Raw genomic sequence first — 15,204 nt, 5'->3', positions numbered from 1 at the left:
CTGGCGATCCTTCAGGCGGCGGCCTGGCCGACCTGCCCCTTGGCGCGGACGCCGAGCAGGTGGCAGATGGCGAAGGCGAGTTCGGCGCGGTTGAGCGTGTAGAAATGGAGGTGCTTCACGCCGCCCGCATAGAGCCGGCGCGACAGTTCCGCCGCCACCGTCGCGGCGACCAGCTGGCGCGCGGCGGGATGGTCGTCCAGCCCCTCGAACAGCCGCGCCATCCAGGGCGGCACGGCGGTGCCGCACATCGCGCTCATCCGCTGGACGCTTGCGAAGTTGGACACGGGCATGATGCCGGGCACGATCTCCGCCCGGATCCCCGCCGCCGCCACCTTGTCGCGGTAGCGGAAGAAGGTTTCCGGCTCGAAGAAGAATTGCGTGATCGCGCGGTTGGCCCCGGCGTCCAGCTTGGCGCGGAGGTTGTCGAGATCGGCGGCATCGCTGGCCGAATCGGGATGGTTCTCAGGGTAAGCGGCAACCGAAATCTCGAACGGGTGCAGCTTGCGAAGCCCGGCGACCAGCGCGGCGGCATTCTCGAACCCGCCGGGATGGCTGGCGAAGCGGCTGCCCGCCTGGGGCGGATCGCCGCGCAGCGCGACGATATGGCGCACGCCCGCCGCCCAATATTCCTCGGCCACCTCGATGATCTGCTCGCGCGTCGCCTCGACGCAGGTCAGGTGCGCGGCGGCGGCCAGGCTGGTCTCGCGCTGGATGCGCGCCACCGTGGCATGGGTCCGCTCGCGCGTCGTGCCGCCCGCGCCATAGGTGACGGAGACGAAGCGCGGCCCCAGCGGCTCCAGCGTGCGGATCGAATCCCACAGCTGCGTCTCCATCTTCTCCGACTTGGGCGGGAAGAATTCGAAGCTGACGTCCAGGTCGCCGCCGACATCCGCGTAAAGGGGGGATTCGAGCGCGCAGCGCGCCTCCGCCAACTGGTCCACCGAGATCGTCATGCCGCCCTCACCTCGTGCAATGCGGGCGCGGATTTGCGCGCCAGCCATAATTTCACCGTCAGCGTCCCGCCGACCAGCATCTCGACCCGCGCCATCATCAGGTCCGCCGCCTCCGCCCAGCCGGCGACCTGGTCGTCGTCGAAGCCCAGGCGGACATGCGCGCCCTGGCTGCGCAGTTCCTCGCGGTCATGCGGCGCGAAATCGACGATCAGCAGCCGCCCGCCCGGCGCGAGGACGCGCCCCGCCTCGCGGATCGCCGCGCCGGGCTGCTGCGCATAATGGAGCACATGGTGCAATATAGCGACATCGGCCGCACCATCGGCCATGGGCAGCGCATAAAGATCGGCCTGGCGCAGTTCCGTATTGGCCGCCCCCGCCAGCTTGGCGCGCGCCAGCCGCAGCATCTCCGAGGAGCGGTCGATGCCGAGCGCGGTGCGGGCGCGCGCGCCGAACAGCTCCAGCATCCGTCCGGTGCCGGTGCCGATATCGATCAGCGTGTCGATCGGCTGGTCGCCCAGCACCTGGGCCATCGCCGCCTCGATCTCACTCTCGGCGACATGGAGCGAGCGGATCGCATCCCATTCGTCGGCATGGCTCTCGAACCAGGCCGCCGCCGAGGCGGCACGATCGGCGCGGACCGCCGCCAGCCGGGCGGCATCGGCGACCGTCCAGTGATCCGCCGCGCCGCCGCTCCACCGGTCGAGCGCGTCGATCACCGGCTGCACCATCGCCGCCGCGCCGAGCGCGACGAACACCCAGCTGCCCTCCTTGCGACGTTCCGCCAGACCCGCGTCGACCATGATCTTCACATGACGCGACACGCGCGGCTGGCTCTGCCCCAGCACCTGCGCCAGTTCGCCGACGGATAGCTCCATCCGACGCAGCAGCGCCAGGATGCGCAACCGCGTCAGGTCGGCAAGTGCGCCGAAGATGGGAAGCGGATCGATCATGGCCATCAACATATAAAGATATCTTTATATGCGGTCAATCGAAGGATCGGAACGGACCCAACTCCTTTCACCCGCGTTACAATCCGCCGACGTTTCCGACGAAAGGGAGAGTGTTCATGAAGAAGCTGATCGTACCCGCCATTGCCGCCATCGCCCTTGCCGCGTGCAGCCAGAATGCGCAGGACCAGACCGCACAGGCCGGCGACGCCATCGCCAACGATGTCGATACCTCGACCCGCAACGCCGCCGAGAATGTCGATGCGTCCACGGATCGCGCGCTGAATTCGGCCGAGCGGTCGATGGACAATGCGGGCGCCAAGGCCGATCGCAGCCTGGACCGCGCCGGCGACTCGATCGAGAATGGCGCCGACCGCGCTGGCCGGGCGATCGATCGTGCGGCGGACCGCGCCGCCGATGCCACCGGCAATACGCTGGTCAAGGCCGGCGAAGCGCTGCGCGACAAGTGATCCGGCGGCGGGCGGCGGCGCACCGGGCGATGATCGCCGCGCCGCTGCTCGCCTGCCTCACGCCCGGCTGTTCGGCACGGACCGATCAGCCGGGCACGCTGTCGGCGGACCGGTCCGCGCAACTGAACGATGCCGCCGCGATGCTCGCCGATGACAGCGTCACGCTCGATGCCGTGACCCACAACCGACAGGACCAGCCATGACCGATCCGGCCCCCGCCCCCCTCCGCCGCCTGGGGTCGACCGACCTGAAGATCGCGCCGCTGGTGCTGGGCGGCAATGTCTTCGGCTGGACCGCCGATCGCGATGCCAGTTTCGCCGTGCTCGATGCGTTCGTCGCCGGTGGCGGCACGATGATCGACACCGCCGATGCCTATTCCGCCTGGGTCGACGGCCATCGCGGCGGCGAATCCGAGACGATCATCGGCGAGTGGCTGCAACGCTCGGGCAAGCGGGATTCGGTGTTGATCGCGACCAAGGTCGGGATGCTGCCGGTGGACGGCCAGGGCCTGTCCCCCGCCAATATCATCGCGGCCTGCGATGCCTCGCTCCGCCGGCTCGGCACGGACCGGATCGACCTCTATTACGCGCATCGCGACGACGAGGCGGTGCCGCAGGACGCGGCGCTGGAGGCGTTCGGACGGCTGGCGGAAGCGGGCAAGATCCGCGTGCTCGGCGCCTCCAACTTCTCCGCGGCCCGGCTGAAGTCCGCCAACGAGCTGGCGCTGCCGGCGGGGCTGCCACGCTATCATGTGCTGCAACCCGAATATAATCTGGTCAGCCGCCACAAGTTCGAGGGCGAGCTGCAGGATTATGCGGTCACCGAGAATATCGGCGTCCTGCCCTATTATGGCCTCGCCTCCGGGTTCCTGACCGGCAAGTACCGGACCCCCGAGGATTTCGGCCAAAGCCAGCGCGGCGGCCGGATGGGCGAAATGCTGGGCCAGCATGGCGCCATGCTCGACGCGATGGATGAGGTCGCGGTCGACACCGGCGCAACCCTGGCGCAGATCGCGCTCGCCTGGCTGATCGCGCAACCCGGCGTTACCGCCCCCATCGCGAGCGCGACCAAGGTGGCGCAAGCGGAGGAACTGCTCGGCGCGATGACGCTGAACCTGTCCAAGGACCAGATGGACCGGCTGACTGTCGCCGGCGCATGAGCGATATCCTGTCGCGGGTTCGCGACAATATCGTCCTCTACGGCGCGCTCGCCGCCAATCTGGGGATCGGCATCGCCAAGTTCGTCGCGGCCGGGATCACCGGCTCCTCCTCGATGTTGACCGAGGGGGTGCATAGCTGCGTCGACAGTCTCAATCAGGTGCTGCTGCTCTATGGCCAGCAGCGCTCGCGGCGGGCGCCCGACGCGGCGCACCCCTTCGGCTATGGACGCGAACTCTATTTCTGGGCGTTCGTCGTCGCCATCCTGATCTTCGCGGTCGGCGCGGGCGTATCCATCTATGAGGGCTGGCTCCATATCCAGGAGCCGGAGAAACTGACCGATCCGACGGTCAATTATGTCGTGATCGCCATCGCCTTCGCGCTGGAGGGCACGTCCTGGACGCTGGCGATGCGTGAGTTCGCCGCCGCCAAGGGCGAGATCGGCTGGTGGCAGGCGGTGCGCGAGTCGAAGGACCCGACGACCTTCATCGTCCTGTTCGAGGATTCGGCCGCGCTCGCCGGCCTGCTGGTCGCGGGGCTCGGCGTCTGGGCCAGCCATGCCTTTGACGATCCGCGCATCGATGGCATCGCCTCGATCGTGATCGGCGGCATCTTGGCGGCGGTGGCGGTGCTGCTGGCGCGCGAGGCCAAGGGACTGCTGATCGGCGAGCGGGCCGACCCGGCGACGATCGCCCGCATCCGCCAGATGGTCGCGGCGTATCCCGGCATCAGCGCGGTCAACCATGTCCGCACCGTGCATACCGCGCCCGAAGTGGTCTTCGTGGCGATCAGCGCCGATTTCGACGACGCCCTGACCATGGGCGAGGCCGAGCCGCTGATCGAACGCATCGAGGCGGAATTGCGCGAGACTTTCCCGTCTCTCAAGTCCATCTACATCCGACCGGAGCGGCACGAGGACGCCCCGGCCGCCTTCAACCAGACCCCATCGTCCGGAAGGTAGCCTGCGCCATGCTGACCCTGCGACGCCTGTTCCTGTCCCTGCTGCTGGCGATCGGCTTGGGACAACCGGCCCAGGCGGCGATCACCATGACCTTCTGGAGTCATGAGTTCGGCAACGAATTCCCCCACGCCTTCTTCGCGTTGCGCGGGGTGCCGGATGCGGGCGGTGCGCCGGTCGATGTGAATTACGGCTTCACGGCCAAGTCGCTCACCCCCGCCATCCTGTTCGGCACGGTGCGGGGCCGGCTCGACCTCGCCACGCCCAGCTATATGCGGCGCAGCGACGTGCAGTTCAGCCTGGTGCTGACCGATGCGCAATATGCGGCCGTCCTGGCGCTGGTGCGGGAATGGGGCGAGACGGGCGACACCCGCTACAATCTCAACCGCCGCAACTGCGTGCATTTCGTGCAGGAGGCGGCGCGACGGGCGGGGCTGTCCGGGACCGACCAGCCCGCGCTGATGAAGAAGCCCCGCTCCTATCTGCGTGCGGTCGCCGCCGCCAATCCGGGACGGGTCGTGGTCCTCAACGTGGACGGCCGCGACTGGCTGGACACCCTGCCCGCCCTGCCCGGCGGCTCCGTCGCGGCGCGATAGCGCCTAGAGAAGCTGCACCAGCATCAGCAGCAGACCCAGTGCCGAAATCAGCCATGCCAGGCTGCGGACATATTTCACGCCGCCCAGATAAAGCGGGATATAGGCGATGCGCGCACCGAACCAGATCCACGCGCCAAGCTGGCTCCAGCTTCCGCTCCGCCCGGTCAGCGTGATCGCCAGCGCCAAGGCGATGAAGGCGGGCCAGGTTTCCTGGAAATTCGACAAGGCCCTTTGCGCACGGCCGGCGAGCGGCCCCAGCGGCTTGGCGTCGCCGTCGCGCGGGCCTGCATTCCAGTCCAGCCCCCGATCGCGCGTCGCGGTCTGGCCCTGGAGCATGACGTGGACGAACAACAGGATCACGGACCAGCCGAGCAGCTGGATTTCGACAGGCAGGGGGATCATGCGCGTACCTCGTTCAACCGCCACGGCAACGTGCGGACGGGATCGGAGTTGCGATGGTGAGGATGTCTGGATGACGCAGGATCGGGGCGGGTGGTGGAGCTGAGGGGAATCGAACCCCTGACCTCTGCAGTGCGATTGCAGCGCTCTCCCATCTGAGCTACAGCCCCGCACCCGTCCGGATCGGCCCGGCAACGTGCCGGGAGCGCCGCCTTTAGCGGGCGTTTCCAGGCGATGCAACAGCCGCCTTTGTTGAAAATCGATCCTTCCCCAAAATATTGGTGACGGCCCCGCCCGCAGGGGTCGGGCGACGAGCCGCCCGAACGGTGCGGCGAGCTTTCATGAAAGCTTGGACATTGAGGAACATCAATTCGGACGGTCCGTTTTCCTGCCCGGATCCGTGATCGCGTAGCAAACGCGACCGGCCCGCAGGATGATGGAGACCCATGATGGTATATGAGCGTTACCCGCGAGGCAATCAGTCGGACTCGGATTACGGCCGCGATTATGGAAGCGGGCGCGAGTACACCTATTCCAGCGCGCGCGACTATGCCGCCGCGGGCCGCCTTGGCCAGAATGACCAGCGCGACGATCGCTATGGGCGCAACGAGGGTCGGAACGACGATAGCCGGACGAGCTATGGCGCGCGCGGCTATGGCGACCAGGGCAGCGGCCGCCGCGACGATTATGGCCAGCGCAGCGGCTATGGCTATTCGCAGACCGGCCGCGATTCGCATTATCGCGAGGGCGAGCGTGGGGCCTTCGGCCTGCGCAACGACGATGATCGCGGCAATTATGGCGCGCGCGACCGTGGCGGCGACAATTATGGCGGCAATTATGGTGCGCGCGAGCAAGGCGGCTATCGCGATATGAATCGCGGTGACAGCCGGCAGGATCGCGGCGGTCCGTTCGAATATCACGGCTCCTATACGCATGACGGGCATCGCTTCCTCGATGTCGGCTCGCACGCCCATGACGATGACGATTATTATCGGGACCGCTCGGCGCCGCGCGGCGGTCGCGACCAGCGCTATGGCCGCGAGCAGGGCCGGGATCGGGATCGCAGCCAAGGTCAATATGGCCGCCAGCCCCAGGGCTATGATTATGAGGATCGCGGCTTCCTGGCGCGTGCCGGGGACGAGGTTCGCTCCTGGTTCGGCGACGACGAGGCCGAACGCCGCCGCGAGGCCGATGCCCGCTATGACGAGCGCGCTTATGGCGGCGACGAGCGCTATGGCCAGCGCAACAATGACGACGATTACCATAGCTGGCGCTCGAACCAGATGCGGTCGTTCGATCGCGACTATGCGGAATATCGGCAGGAGAACCAGTCGAAGTTCCACAATGAATTCGCGTCATGGCGCACCAATCGCCAGACCCAGCGCGACTCGCTGGAGAAGGTGAAGGAGCATCAGGAGGTGGTCGGCAGCGACGGCAGCCATGTCGGCACCGTCGACAAGGTGCGCGGCGACCGCATCATCCTGACCAAGAACGACAGCAATGCCGGCGGCCGTCACCACTCGATCCCGTCGAGTTGGCTGAAGAGCGTCGACGACAAGGTCACGCTGTCCAAGACCGCCGACGAAGCCAAGAAGGCTTGGCGCGACGAGGAGAACAACCAGGCCATGTTCGGCCGGAACGACTCCGCGCAGCGCGACGACCGCTATGGCTCGACCCAGAGCCGCGGCAACCAGGCGTCGGGCAATTACGGCGCGACCAGCCAGTCCGCCACCGGTGCTTCGGCGTCGTCCGCGACCGGCACCAGCCCGTCGGGCACCTCGGCCACGACCGCCGGCTCTTCGCTGTCGACGGGCATGACGGGCAGTGATTCGACGACCGCCGGCAGCGGGAACAAGAGCGGCACGACCAGCTACTAAGTCGGCCCATCAACGGACGCTACGGCATCCGTCTCCATGCCCGGGCGCGGCCTTCCGCGCCCGGGTTTTATTTGCGCGGGACCGAAGCCCGCGTCATGCCTTGAGAAAACATCAGGAGAATTGCCGATGCCTCGCGCCTGGACCCTCGTCACCCGTCCGCAAGGAACGCCCCGGCACAGCGACTTCGCACTGGTCGACCTGCCCTCCGCTCCGTTGGAGGAGGGGCAGGTCCGCGTCGCCAATCGCTGGCTGTCGGTCGACCCCTATATGCGCGGGCGGATGAACGACGTGAAAAGCTACGTCCCGCCCTTCAAGCTCGACGCGCCCATGGAGGGCGGTGCCGTCGGCGAAGTCGTCGAGAGCCGCGCCGAGGGGATCGCGCCGGGCCAGATGGTGCTCCACATGCTCGGCTGGCGCGACGAGGCGGTCGGTCCGGCCGCCGCCTTCACGCCGCTGCCCGATCTGGGCGCGCCGCCCCAGGCGTTCCTGGGCCAACTCGGCATGCCGGGGATGACCGCCTATTTCGGCCTGCTCGCCGTCGCGGAGGCCAAGGCGGGTGACACGGTGTTCGTCTCGGCGGCGGCCGGCGCGGTCGGCTCGACCGTGGTGCAGGTCGCCAAGGCGAAGGGGATGACCGTGATCGGCTCGGCCGGCGGCGCGGAGAAGGTCGATTGGGTCCGTTCGCTCGGCGCGGATGCGGTGATCGACTATAAGGCGGGATCGATCGTCAAGGCGCTGGGCGAGGCCGCGCCCGAGGGGATCGACGTCTATTTCGACAATGTCGGTGGCGATCATCTCGACGCGGCGCTGGCCCATGCGCGGCCCCGCGCGCGCTTCGCGATCTGCGGCATGATCGACGTCTACAACGACGCCAAGCCGACCCAGCTCAAATATCTGGCCCGGCTGATCGGCAACCGGGTGACGATGCGCGGCTTCATCGTCAGCGACCATATGGGCCGTGCCGCCGAGTTCCACCGGGACATGGGCGCGATGCTCGCGGATGGAAAGCTGCGCAGCGAAGAGACCGTGCATGACGGGCTGGAGGCGATGCCCGATGCCTTTCTGGGCCTGTTCAGCGGCGGCAACCGGGGCAAGATGCTGGTCCGGCTGTAATGCGTCACGGCCCCGCCCCTCACCGGGCGGGGCCGTCGTCCATCAGATATTGCCCCTGAACGTATCGCACTGGGCCGGATCGCCCGTTTCGAGCCCGCGCTTCAGCCAGGTCATCCGCTGCGCCGAGGTGCCATGGGTGAAGCTGTCGGGCATGACCCGCCCGCTCGACTCCTTCTGCAGCGTATCGTCGCCGATCGCCTGCGCGGCGGTCATGCCCTCCTCGACATCCCCCGGCTCCAGCCGGTCGCGATTGGCGGCGGCCCAGACGCCGGCATAGCAGTCCGCCTGCAATTCCAGCCGGACCGAGGCGGCATTGCCCTCGCGCTCCGAGGACGAGCGCTGGACGCGCTGCACCTGTTCGGACGTGCCGAGCAGGTTCTGGATATGATGACCGAATTCATGCGCGATCACATAATCCTGCGCGAAATCGCCCTTGGCGCCGAAGCGGTTGGCCAGTTCGTTGAAGAAGCTGGTGTCCAGATAGATGCCCTGGTCGGTCGGGCAGTAGAACGGCCCCATCGCCGCCTGCGCCGCGCCGCAGCCCGAGCGACCGTTGCCGCCGTAAAAGACGAGGCGCGGCGCCTGGAAGCGCTGGCCCGACTGCGCGAAGATCGTCGCCCAGGTCTTCTGCGCGGAGCTGAAGGCGTTGCACGCGGCGCGGCTGTCGGCATTGGCGGTGCAGGCATTCTGCGCGGCGGTGCCGCCTTCTCCGCGCGACTCGCTCTGGCTGACCCGGGGCTGGGGCGAGCCGCCGCCGCCGCCGATCAGCGATCCGAGATTGCCCAGGCCGCCGAACACCGCGAGCAGGATCAGCACGACGACGATCCCACCACAGCCGAACCGGCTGCCGATCAACGGCAACAGGCCGAAGATCAGTCCGCCGCCGCCGCCGCCGCCGCCAAAGCCACCGCCCTGACCGCGCTGGTCCTCGACATTGATGTTGGGATCGAAATCGTCGAGCCGCATGGCCATCCCCCATTTTTCGTTGCGCCCCTGAAATGCTCGAAGGTGGCTCCGGGGTCCATGCTCGGTTGATCCCGGGCACGCCCGGCCGCACAAGGCGCGGCGAAGGAGAATCGGCATGTTCCTGACCGGCAAGACGGCGATCGTGACGGGGTCCACCTCGGGCATCGGCCTGGCCTACGCCCGCGCGCTGGCGGCGGAGGGCGCATCGGTCGTCCTCAACGGCTTTGGCGAGGCCGGGGCGATCGAAGCGATCCGCGCCCAACTGGAAGCGACGAGCGGGGCGGCGGCGCTCTACGACCCCGCCGACATGCGCGATCCCGGTCAGATCGCGGCGCTGGTCGCGCGGGCGGTGGCGGAGACGGGCGGCTGCGACATCGTCGTCAGCAATGCCGGCATCCAGCATGTCGCCCCGGTCGACCAGTTCCCGATCGACAAATGGGACGCGATCCTGGCGATCAACCTGTCCAGCGTCTTCCACATGATGCGCGCGGCGATCCCGCACATGAAGGCCAAGGGCTGGGGCCGGATCATCTCCACCGCCTCGGCGCATTCGTTGGTCGCCAGCCCCAACAAGGCCGCCTATGTCGCCGCCAAGCACGGGCTGGCGGGCCTGACCAAGACGGTGGCGCTGGAGGTGGCGCAATGCGGCATCACCGTGAACTGCGTCTCGCCCGGCTATGTCTGGACGCCGCTGGTCGAGAACCAGATCCCCGACACCATGAAGGCGCGCGGCATGACCCGCGAGCAGGTGATGAACGACGTGCTGCTCGCCGCCCAGCCGACCAAGGAATTCGTCACGCCCGAGCAGGTGGCGGCATTCGGCCTGTTCCTGTGCCGGGACGAAGCGGCGGCGATCACGGGGGCCAATCTGACGATGGACGGCGGCTGGACGGCCGCCTGAGCTTCAGGCGCAGCGGCGGGCTGCCGCGCGACGATCGTTCCGTCCCGGCGAGGGCCAGGGCCAGTTACGGAACGATGATCGCAGCGTGCGGACCGATCCCACCATATCCTCCCGGCCTTTGTCGGGACGATATGGTGGGATGTGCAGGCGGCCGGCGAACCGATGGTTCGCCCGGCCGCTCCGTCCTCACCCCAGCAACGGCATCCAGAGCGGCTGGCCCGCCACGCTCGACGACCCCCGCAGCCGCTCCAGCGCCTGGGCGACGCTGCGCTCCGGCCCTTCATGCGTGACGATCGCGACCAGCGCCCGGCCGTCGGCGGCGACGCCGCGCTGGATCAGGCTTTCGATCGAGACGCCGGCGTCGCGCATCGCCGCCGCGATCTCCGCCAGCACGCCGACCCGGTCCTCGACCATGAAGCGCAGATAGGCGCGGCCGCGCCGCTCGCCGCTGTCGGCCACCGACGCCGCGCTGAGCGATCCCGCCGGCATGGCGAAGGCCGGGCCGAACTCGCCGCGCGCGATGTCGATCAGGTCGGCGACCACCGCGCTGGCGGTCGGCCCCTCGCCCGCGCCGGCGCCCTGGAACAGCAGGCGGCCGACGAAATTGCCCTCCGCCACCACGGCGTTGGTCGATCCGGTGACATGCGCCAGCGGATGGTCGAGCGGCACCAGATGCGGATGGACGCGCTGGAACAGGCCGTGCGGCCCCGCCTCCGCCACGCCGACCAGCCGCACCCGGTGGCCGAGCGCCGCCGCCTCGGCGATATCCGCGCCCAGGACCTGGCGGATGCCCTGCACCGCCACGTCGCCGAACGCCGGCCGCGTCCCAAAGGCCAGGCTGGCGAGGATCGACAGCTTGTGCGCGGCGTCGATGCCGTCGATGTCGAAGGTCGGGTCGCTTTCCGCATAGCCCAGCGCCTGCGCCTCGCTCAGCACCTCGGCGAAGTCGCGGCCCTCGGCCTCCATCTTGGACAGGATGAAATTGCAGGTGCCGTTGAGGATGCCGTAGACGCGGCCGATCTCGTTCGCCGCCGCCCCCTCGCGCAGGCCCTTGACGACCGGGATGCCGCCGGCCACCGCAGCCTCGAATTTCAGCGCGGCGGCCCCGCGTTCGGCGGTCTCCGCCAGTTCCAGCCCGTGATGGGCGAGCAGCGCCTTGTTCGCGGTGACCAGATGCCGCCCCGCCGCCAGCGTCGCGCGCGCCAGGGTCAGCGCCGGGCCGTCCGACCCGCCGACCAGCTCGACCACCACGTCGACATCCGCCAGTGTGGCGAGCGAGGAACTGTCGTCGACCCAGGTGAAGCGCGACAGGTCGATGCCCCGGTCGCGCGTGCGATCGCGGGCGGAGACGGCGACGATCTCGATCGGCCGGCCGGAGCGGCGCGCGATCAGGTCGCGATTGGCGTCGAGCAGCTTGACCACGCCGCCGCCCACCGTGCCCAGCCCCGCCAGTGCCACCCGCAATGCTTCCGCCATCGTCCGCCCCTTCGTCTGTCCGGCTCAAATTCGAGCAGCCCGCCTAGCGAAATCCGCCCGCCGCGTCAGCCCCGCCCGCGGATACATTATCGCGGGGGGCGGCGAGGAATGCTTGCCGCGCAGCCCCCCGCTGCGGCATGTTGCCCGCCATGGCCACTCCCCTCCCGCCCACAGCCGGGCGTCCGGTCGCGGAACTCACCGTCCGCGGCATCCTGCTCGGCGGCGTCATCACGCTGCTGTTCACCGCCGCCAATGTCTATCTCGGCCTGAAGGTCGGGCTGACCTTCGCCACCTCCATCCCCGCCGCCGTCATCTCGATGGCGGTGCTGCGCTATCTGCCGGGCGCGACGATCCTGGAGAACAACATCGTCCAGACCGTCGCCTCGGCGGCGGGGACGCTGGCGGCGATCATCTTCGTGCTGCCCGGCCTGGTGATGATCGGCTGGTGGCAGGGCTTTCCCTATCTGACGACGGCGCTGATCACCGGCACGGGCGGCATATTGGGGGTGATGTTCTCGGTCCCGCTGCGCCGCGCGCTGGTGCTCGACACCCCCCTTCCCTATCCCGAGGGTCGCGCCGCCGCCGAGGTGCTGAAGGTCGGCGCCGGCAGTCGCGAGGGCGCAGCGGAAAGCGCGAAGGGCTTGTGGGTCATCATCTGGACCGCCCTGACCTCGGCCGGCTTCGCCATCCTGACCCAGACCAAGCTGGCGGTGGCGGAGGCGGCCCTGTGGTTCCGCGCCGGCACCGGCGCGACCGGCATCGCCGGCGGCCTGTCCTTCGCGCTGATCGGCGCGGGGCATCTGGTCGGCCTGTCGGTCGGCATCGCGATGCTGGCGGGGATCGTGCTCGGCTGGTGGATCGTGCTGCCGATCCTGACCGCCGCCACGCCCATGCCCGCCGCCAGCGTCGCCGAATGGGCCGGCACGGTGTTCCGCAACGACGTGCGCTTCTTCGGCGCGGGCGTGATCGGCATCGCGGCGATCTGGACGCTGCTCCGCATCATCGGTCCGGTCGTCGCCGGCATCCGCTCCGCGCTGGCCGCCTCGCAGGCCCGGCGCGGCGGCGCGGTGCTGGACGTGACCGAGCGCGACCTGCCGATCGGCCTCGTCGCCCTGATCGCGCTGGCGACCCTCGTGCCGATCGCCGGGCTGCTCTGGTCGGTGATCGCGGGCGGGCCGCTGGCCGGGTCGGAAGTGGTGCTGATCGGCGGCGCGCTGCTGTTCGTGCTGGTCATCGGCCTGGTGATCGCGGCGGTGTGCGGCTATATGGCCGGCCTGATCGGCGCGTCCAATTCGCCGGTGTCGGGGATCGGCATCCTCTCCGTCCTGGCCGCCAGCCTGATGCTGGTCGGGCTGTTCGGCCGGGGCCAGCCGCCCGAGACGACGCAGGCGCTGGTCGCCTATGCGCTGATCGTCACCGGCATCGTGTTCGGCGTGGCGACCATCTCCAACGACAATCTCCAGGACCTGAAGACCGGGCAGTTGGTCGGCGCGACGCCGTGGAAGCAGCAGGTGGCGCTGATGTTCGGCGTCGTCTTCGGCTCGCTGGTGGTGCCGCCGGTGCTCAACCTGCTGGGGTCGACGCTGGGCTTCGTCGGCGCGCCGGGGGCCGGGCCGAATGCGCTGGCGGCTCCACAGGCGGCGCTGATCTCCGCGCTGGCCAAGGGGGTGCTGGGCGGCAACCTCAACTGGGCGATGATCGGCTGGGGCGCGGTCGCGGGCGCGGTGGTGATCGCGCTCGACGAGGGGCTGGGCCGTGCGGGCAAGCTGCGCCTGCCCCCGCTGGGCGTCGGGCTGGGCGTCTATCTGCCCATGTCGGTGACGCTGCCCGTGGTACTGGGGGCGGTGATCGGCGCGGTCTATGATCGCTGGGCCAAGCGCCAGGCCGATCCGGAGGCGGCGGAGCGGATGGGCGTGCTGGCGGCGACCGGCATGATCGTCGGCGAGAGCCTGTGGGGCGTCGCCTTTGCCGGGCTGGTCTATGCCACCAACAGCGATGCGCCGATCGCCCTGGTCGGCGATGCGTTCGAGCCGATCGCGCTCGGCGGCGGCACGATCCTGTTCCTGGCGCTGATCGCCCTGCTCTATCGCTACACGCGCGGCGTGGCGCGATAGGCGGGCAGCGCCAGCTTCCACCGGATCGCGGCGGCGCGCAGGCCGAAGCCCAGCAGCGCCGCCACCGCCGCCGCCGCGCCGGTTCCGAAACCCAGCATCTGCAGCGTGACGAAGCTGGTCGAGGACAGGGCGGCGGCGGTGACATAGAGTTCGGGCCGCATCAGGATCGACGGCTCGCCGGCCAGCACGTCGCGGATGATGCCGCCGACACAGGCGCTGACCACACCCATCACCATCGCCGGCACCGGCGGCACGCCATGCCCCAGCGCCTTGGCCGCGCCATAGACGGCATAGGCCGCCAGCCCGACCGCATCGAGCCAGGCCAGCGCCGATCCCGACCACCAGCGCCCCGGCGTCACCCAGATCGCGATGGCAAGGCCGATGCAGAGCCCCGCCACATGCGGGTCGCGCACCCAGAAGACCGGCGCGCCGATCAGCAGGTCGCGGACCGTGCCGCCGCCCACCCCGGTGATGAGCGCGAAGAAGGCGAGCGTGACCAGGGTCTGCCCCCGCCCCGCCGCCGCCAGCGCGCCCGAGGCGGCGAACACCGCCAGCCCCGCCATGTCGAGCCACCGCGCCGCTGCCGGCAGGACGAGGGCGGCATCGGGCAGGGGAACGGGTGGGATCATAGAGGCCTTTTAGGATGGTTCGCGCGATGGCGCGCCTGATTCGGCGTAGGATCAGTGGTCCTTGCCATCCCTCCTCGTTCCCCGGCGAAGGTCGGGGTCCAGTTGAGGGGAGACGGCAATGACGACGCGCGGCGCTTCGTTACATAGGCCTTCCCAACTGGGCCCCGGCCTTCGCCGGGGAGCAAGTGGTGCGCGGGTTGCCCCGGCCGCCGGCCATCGCTACCTCGCGCAGCATGACCAGCCTGGCCGAGCTTCGCGACGAATATGAATTCCTCGATGCCGACGATCGCTATCGCCTACTGATCGATCTCGGCCGCGCGCTGGAGCCGATGCCGGACGCGCTCAAGACCGATGCGACCCTGGTGCGGGGCTGTTCCGCCTCGGTCTGGGTCTATCCGACTCGGGCAGAGGACGGCGCGCTCCACTTCCTGGCGGACAGCAATGCCGCGATCACCAAAGGGATCATCGCGCTGGTCCTCCAGACGGTGCAGGACCGCGCCCCCGCCGCGATCGTCGAGACCGACATCGCCGACGAACTCGCTCCCTTCGATCTCAAGAACCAGCTCAGCTCAAACCGGACCCAGGGCATCCCCAACATGATCGCGCTGATCCGGGAGACGGCGGCGCGGCTGGCCTGACGCCCGCGTC

General features: G+C 69.1%; 16 protein-coding genes and 1 tRNA gene. 10 read left to right on the top strand and 7 right to left on the bottom strand.

Annotated features, from left to right (window positions below):
* Positions 1–11: 11 nt before the first annotated feature.
* Both metF and BRX43_RS13900 read right to left on the bottom strand, forming a co-directional pair.
* Positions 12–953, bottom strand: coding sequence for a methylenetetrahydrofolate reductase [NAD(P)H] (gene metF / locus BRX43_RS13905; RefSeq protein WP_125995697.1), 942 nt, complete (start codon positions 951–953; stop codon positions 12–14).
* Positions 950–1,903 (bottom strand): metalloregulator ArsR/SmtB family transcription factor, encoded by a 954-nt coding sequence (locus BRX43_RS13900; RefSeq protein WP_125995696.1) that lies wholly within the window; start codon positions 1,901–1,903, stop codon positions 950–952. Before BRX43_RS13900 ends, metF begins: the two co-directional genes overlap by 4 nt.
* 116 nt (positions 1,904–2,019) lie before the next feature.
* On the opposite strand from BRX43_RS13900, the gene BRX43_RS13895 reads away from it, so the two are divergent.
* Genes BRX43_RS13895 through BRX43_RS13875 form a run of 5 tightly spaced genes read left to right on the top strand, consistent with a single transcriptional unit; the run spans position 2,020 to position 5,081 of the window.
* On the top strand, positions 2,020–2,370 hold the full coding sequence (locus tag BRX43_RS13895; protein WP_125995695.1) for a hypothetical protein: 351 nt from the start codon (positions 2,020–2,022) through the stop codon (positions 2,368–2,370).
* Positions 2,367–2,573: a hypothetical protein gene (locus BRX43_RS13890; RefSeq protein ID WP_125995694.1), complete on the top strand. Its 207-nt coding sequence runs from the start codon at positions 2,367–2,369 to the stop codon at positions 2,571–2,573. Before BRX43_RS13895 ends, BRX43_RS13890 begins: the two co-directional genes overlap by 4 nt.
* The gene (locus BRX43_RS13885) at positions 2,570–3,529 is read left to right on the top strand and encodes an aldo/keto reductase (RefSeq protein WP_125995693.1); all 960 of its coding nucleotides are present in this window, start codon (positions 2,570–2,572) and stop codon (positions 3,527–3,529) included. Before BRX43_RS13890 ends, BRX43_RS13885 begins: the two co-directional genes overlap by 4 nt.
* Positions 3,526–4,488, top strand: a complete 963-nt coding sequence (locus BRX43_RS13880; RefSeq protein ID WP_125995692.1) for a cation diffusion facilitator family transporter — start codon at positions 3,526–3,528, stop codon at positions 4,486–4,488. The genes BRX43_RS13885 and BRX43_RS13880 overlap by 4 nt, the downstream gene beginning before the upstream one ends.
* An 8-nt stretch (positions 4,489–4,496) precedes the next feature.
* Positions 4,497–5,081, top strand: a complete 585-nt coding sequence (locus BRX43_RS13875; RefSeq protein WP_206433217.1) for a hypothetical protein — start codon at positions 4,497–4,499, stop codon at positions 5,079–5,081.
* Positions 5,082–5,084: 3 nt separating this feature from the next.
* Here the strand turns inward: BRX43_RS13875 and BRX43_RS13870 are convergent, their stop codons facing one another.
* The gene (locus tag BRX43_RS13870; RefSeq protein WP_125995691.1) at positions 5,085–5,483 is read right to left on the bottom strand and encodes an MAPEG family protein; all 399 of its coding nucleotides are present in this window, start codon (positions 5,481–5,483) and stop codon (positions 5,085–5,087) included.
* A gap of 91 nt (positions 5,484–5,574) precedes the next feature.
* Positions 5,575–5,650 (bottom strand) — tRNA-Ala (locus tag BRX43_RS13865).
* A 276-nt stretch (positions 5,651–5,926) separates the two neighbouring features.
* Here BRX43_RS13865 and BRX43_RS13860 point away from each other — a divergent pair.
* On the top strand, positions 5,927–7,357 hold the full coding sequence (locus tag BRX43_RS13860) for a DUF2171 domain-containing protein (RefSeq protein WP_125995690.1): 1,431 nt from the start codon (positions 5,927–5,929) through the stop codon (positions 7,355–7,357).
* A 126-nt stretch (positions 7,358–7,483) separates the two neighbouring features.
* A complete protein-coding gene (locus BRX43_RS13855) occupies positions 7,484–8,470 on the top strand; it encodes an NADP-dependent oxidoreductase (RefSeq protein WP_125995689.1) in 987 nt (328 codons plus the stop codon).
* A gap of 42 nt (positions 8,471–8,512) precedes the next feature.
* Here the strand turns inward: BRX43_RS13855 and BRX43_RS13850 are convergent, their stop codons facing one another.
* The gene (locus BRX43_RS13850; RefSeq protein WP_125995734.1) at positions 8,513–9,436 is read right to left on the bottom strand and encodes a neutral zinc metallopeptidase; all 924 of its coding nucleotides are present in this window, start codon (positions 9,434–9,436) and stop codon (positions 8,513–8,515) included.
* 115 nt (positions 9,437–9,551) lie between these two features.
* On the opposite strand from BRX43_RS13850, the gene BRX43_RS13845 reads away from it, so the two are divergent.
* Positions 9,552–10,337, top strand: coding sequence for a 3-hydroxybutyrate dehydrogenase (locus BRX43_RS13845; protein ID WP_125995688.1), 786 nt, complete (start codon positions 9,552–9,554; stop codon positions 10,335–10,337).
* 186 nt (positions 10,338–10,523) lie between these two features.
* Here the strand turns inward: BRX43_RS13845 and BRX43_RS13840 are convergent, their stop codons facing one another.
* Positions 10,524–11,813: a homoserine dehydrogenase gene (locus BRX43_RS13840; RefSeq protein WP_125995687.1), complete on the bottom strand. Its 1,290-nt coding sequence runs from the start codon at positions 11,811–11,813 to the stop codon at positions 10,524–10,526.
* 149 nt (positions 11,814–11,962) lie between these two features.
* On the opposite strand from BRX43_RS13840, the gene BRX43_RS13835 reads away from it, so the two are divergent.
* On the top strand, positions 11,963–13,927 hold the full coding sequence (locus tag BRX43_RS13835; protein WP_125995686.1) for an oligopeptide transporter, OPT family: 1,965 nt from the start codon (positions 11,963–11,965) through the stop codon (positions 13,925–13,927).
* Here BRX43_RS13835 and BRX43_RS13830 read toward each other — a convergent pair.
* Complete coding sequence (locus BRX43_RS13830; protein ID WP_125995685.1) at positions 13,903–14,556, bottom strand: TRIC cation channel family protein; 654 nt, start codon at positions 14,554–14,556, stop codon at positions 13,903–13,905. The genes BRX43_RS13835 and BRX43_RS13830 overlap by 25 nt on opposite strands.
* Before the next feature lie 233 nt (positions 14,557–14,789).
* Here BRX43_RS13830 and BRX43_RS13825 point away from each other — a divergent pair, with 233 nt between their 5' ends.
* On the top strand, positions 14,790–15,194 hold the full coding sequence (locus tag BRX43_RS13825) for a SufE family protein (protein ID WP_125995684.1): 405 nt from the start codon (positions 14,790–14,792) through the stop codon (positions 15,192–15,194).
* Positions 15,195–15,204: the final 10 nt, after the last annotated feature.

Source organism: Sphingomonas sp. S-NIH.Pt15_0812, from assembly GCF_003951315.1.
Lineage (GTDB): Bacteria > Pseudomonadota > Alphaproteobacteria > Sphingomonadales > Sphingomonadaceae > Sphingomonas.
The sequence above is the reverse complement of the archived record's forward strand: the minus strand, read 5'-3'. Positions and strand labels throughout refer to the sequence as shown.

Excerpts from the sequence above, each read along its gene's own strand:
- metF (WP_125995697.1), bottom strand. The coding sequence starts at position 953 with ATGACGATCTCGGTGGACCAGTTGGCGGAGGCGCGCTGCGCGCTCGAA.
- BRX43_RS13900 (WP_125995696.1), bottom strand. The coding sequence starts at position 1,903 with ATGATCGATCCGCTTCCCATCTTCGGCGCACTTGCCGACCTGACGCGG.
- BRX43_RS13895 (WP_125995695.1), top strand. The coding sequence starts at position 2,020 with ATGAAGAAGCTGATCGTACCCGCCATTGCCGCCATCGCCCTTGCCGCG.
- BRX43_RS13885 (WP_125995693.1), top strand. The coding sequence starts at position 2,570 with ATGACCGATCCGGCCCCCGCCCCCCTCCGCCGCCTGGGGTCGACCGAC.
- BRX43_RS13880 (WP_125995692.1), top strand. The coding sequence starts at position 3,526 with ATGAGCGATATCCTGTCGCGGGTTCGCGACAATATCGTCCTCTACGGC.
- BRX43_RS13875 (WP_206433217.1), top strand. The coding sequence starts at position 4,497 with ATGCTGACCCTGCGACGCCTGTTCCTGTCCCTGCTGCTGGCGATCGGC.
- BRX43_RS13870 (WP_125995691.1), bottom strand. The coding sequence starts at position 5,483 with ATGATCCCCCTGCCTGTCGAAATCCAGCTGCTCGGCTGGTCCGTGATC.
- BRX43_RS13860 (WP_125995690.1), top strand. The coding sequence starts at position 5,927 with ATGATGGTATATGAGCGTTACCCGCGAGGCAATCAGTCGGACTCGGAT.
- BRX43_RS13855 (WP_125995689.1), top strand. The coding sequence starts at position 7,484 with ATGCCTCGCGCCTGGACCCTCGTCACCCGTCCGCAAGGAACGCCCCGG.
- BRX43_RS13850 (WP_125995734.1), bottom strand. The coding sequence starts at position 9,436 with ATGCGGCTCGACGATTTCGATCCCAACATCAATGTCGAGGACCAGCGC.
- BRX43_RS13845 (WP_125995688.1), top strand. The coding sequence starts at position 9,552 with ATGTTCCTGACCGGCAAGACGGCGATCGTGACGGGGTCCACCTCGGGC.
- BRX43_RS13840 (WP_125995687.1), bottom strand. The coding sequence starts at position 11,813 with ATGGCGGAAGCATTGCGGGTGGCACTGGCGGGGCTGGGCACGGTGGGC.
- BRX43_RS13835 (WP_125995686.1), top strand. The coding sequence starts at position 11,963 with ATGGCCACTCCCCTCCCGCCCACAGCCGGGCGTCCGGTCGCGGAACTC.
- BRX43_RS13830 (WP_125995685.1), bottom strand. The coding sequence starts at position 14,556 with ATGATCCCACCCGTTCCCCTGCCCGATGCCGCCCTCGTCCTGCCGGCA.
- BRX43_RS13825 (WP_125995684.1), top strand. The coding sequence starts at position 14,790 with ATGACCAGCCTGGCCGAGCTTCGCGACGAATATGAATTCCTCGATGCC.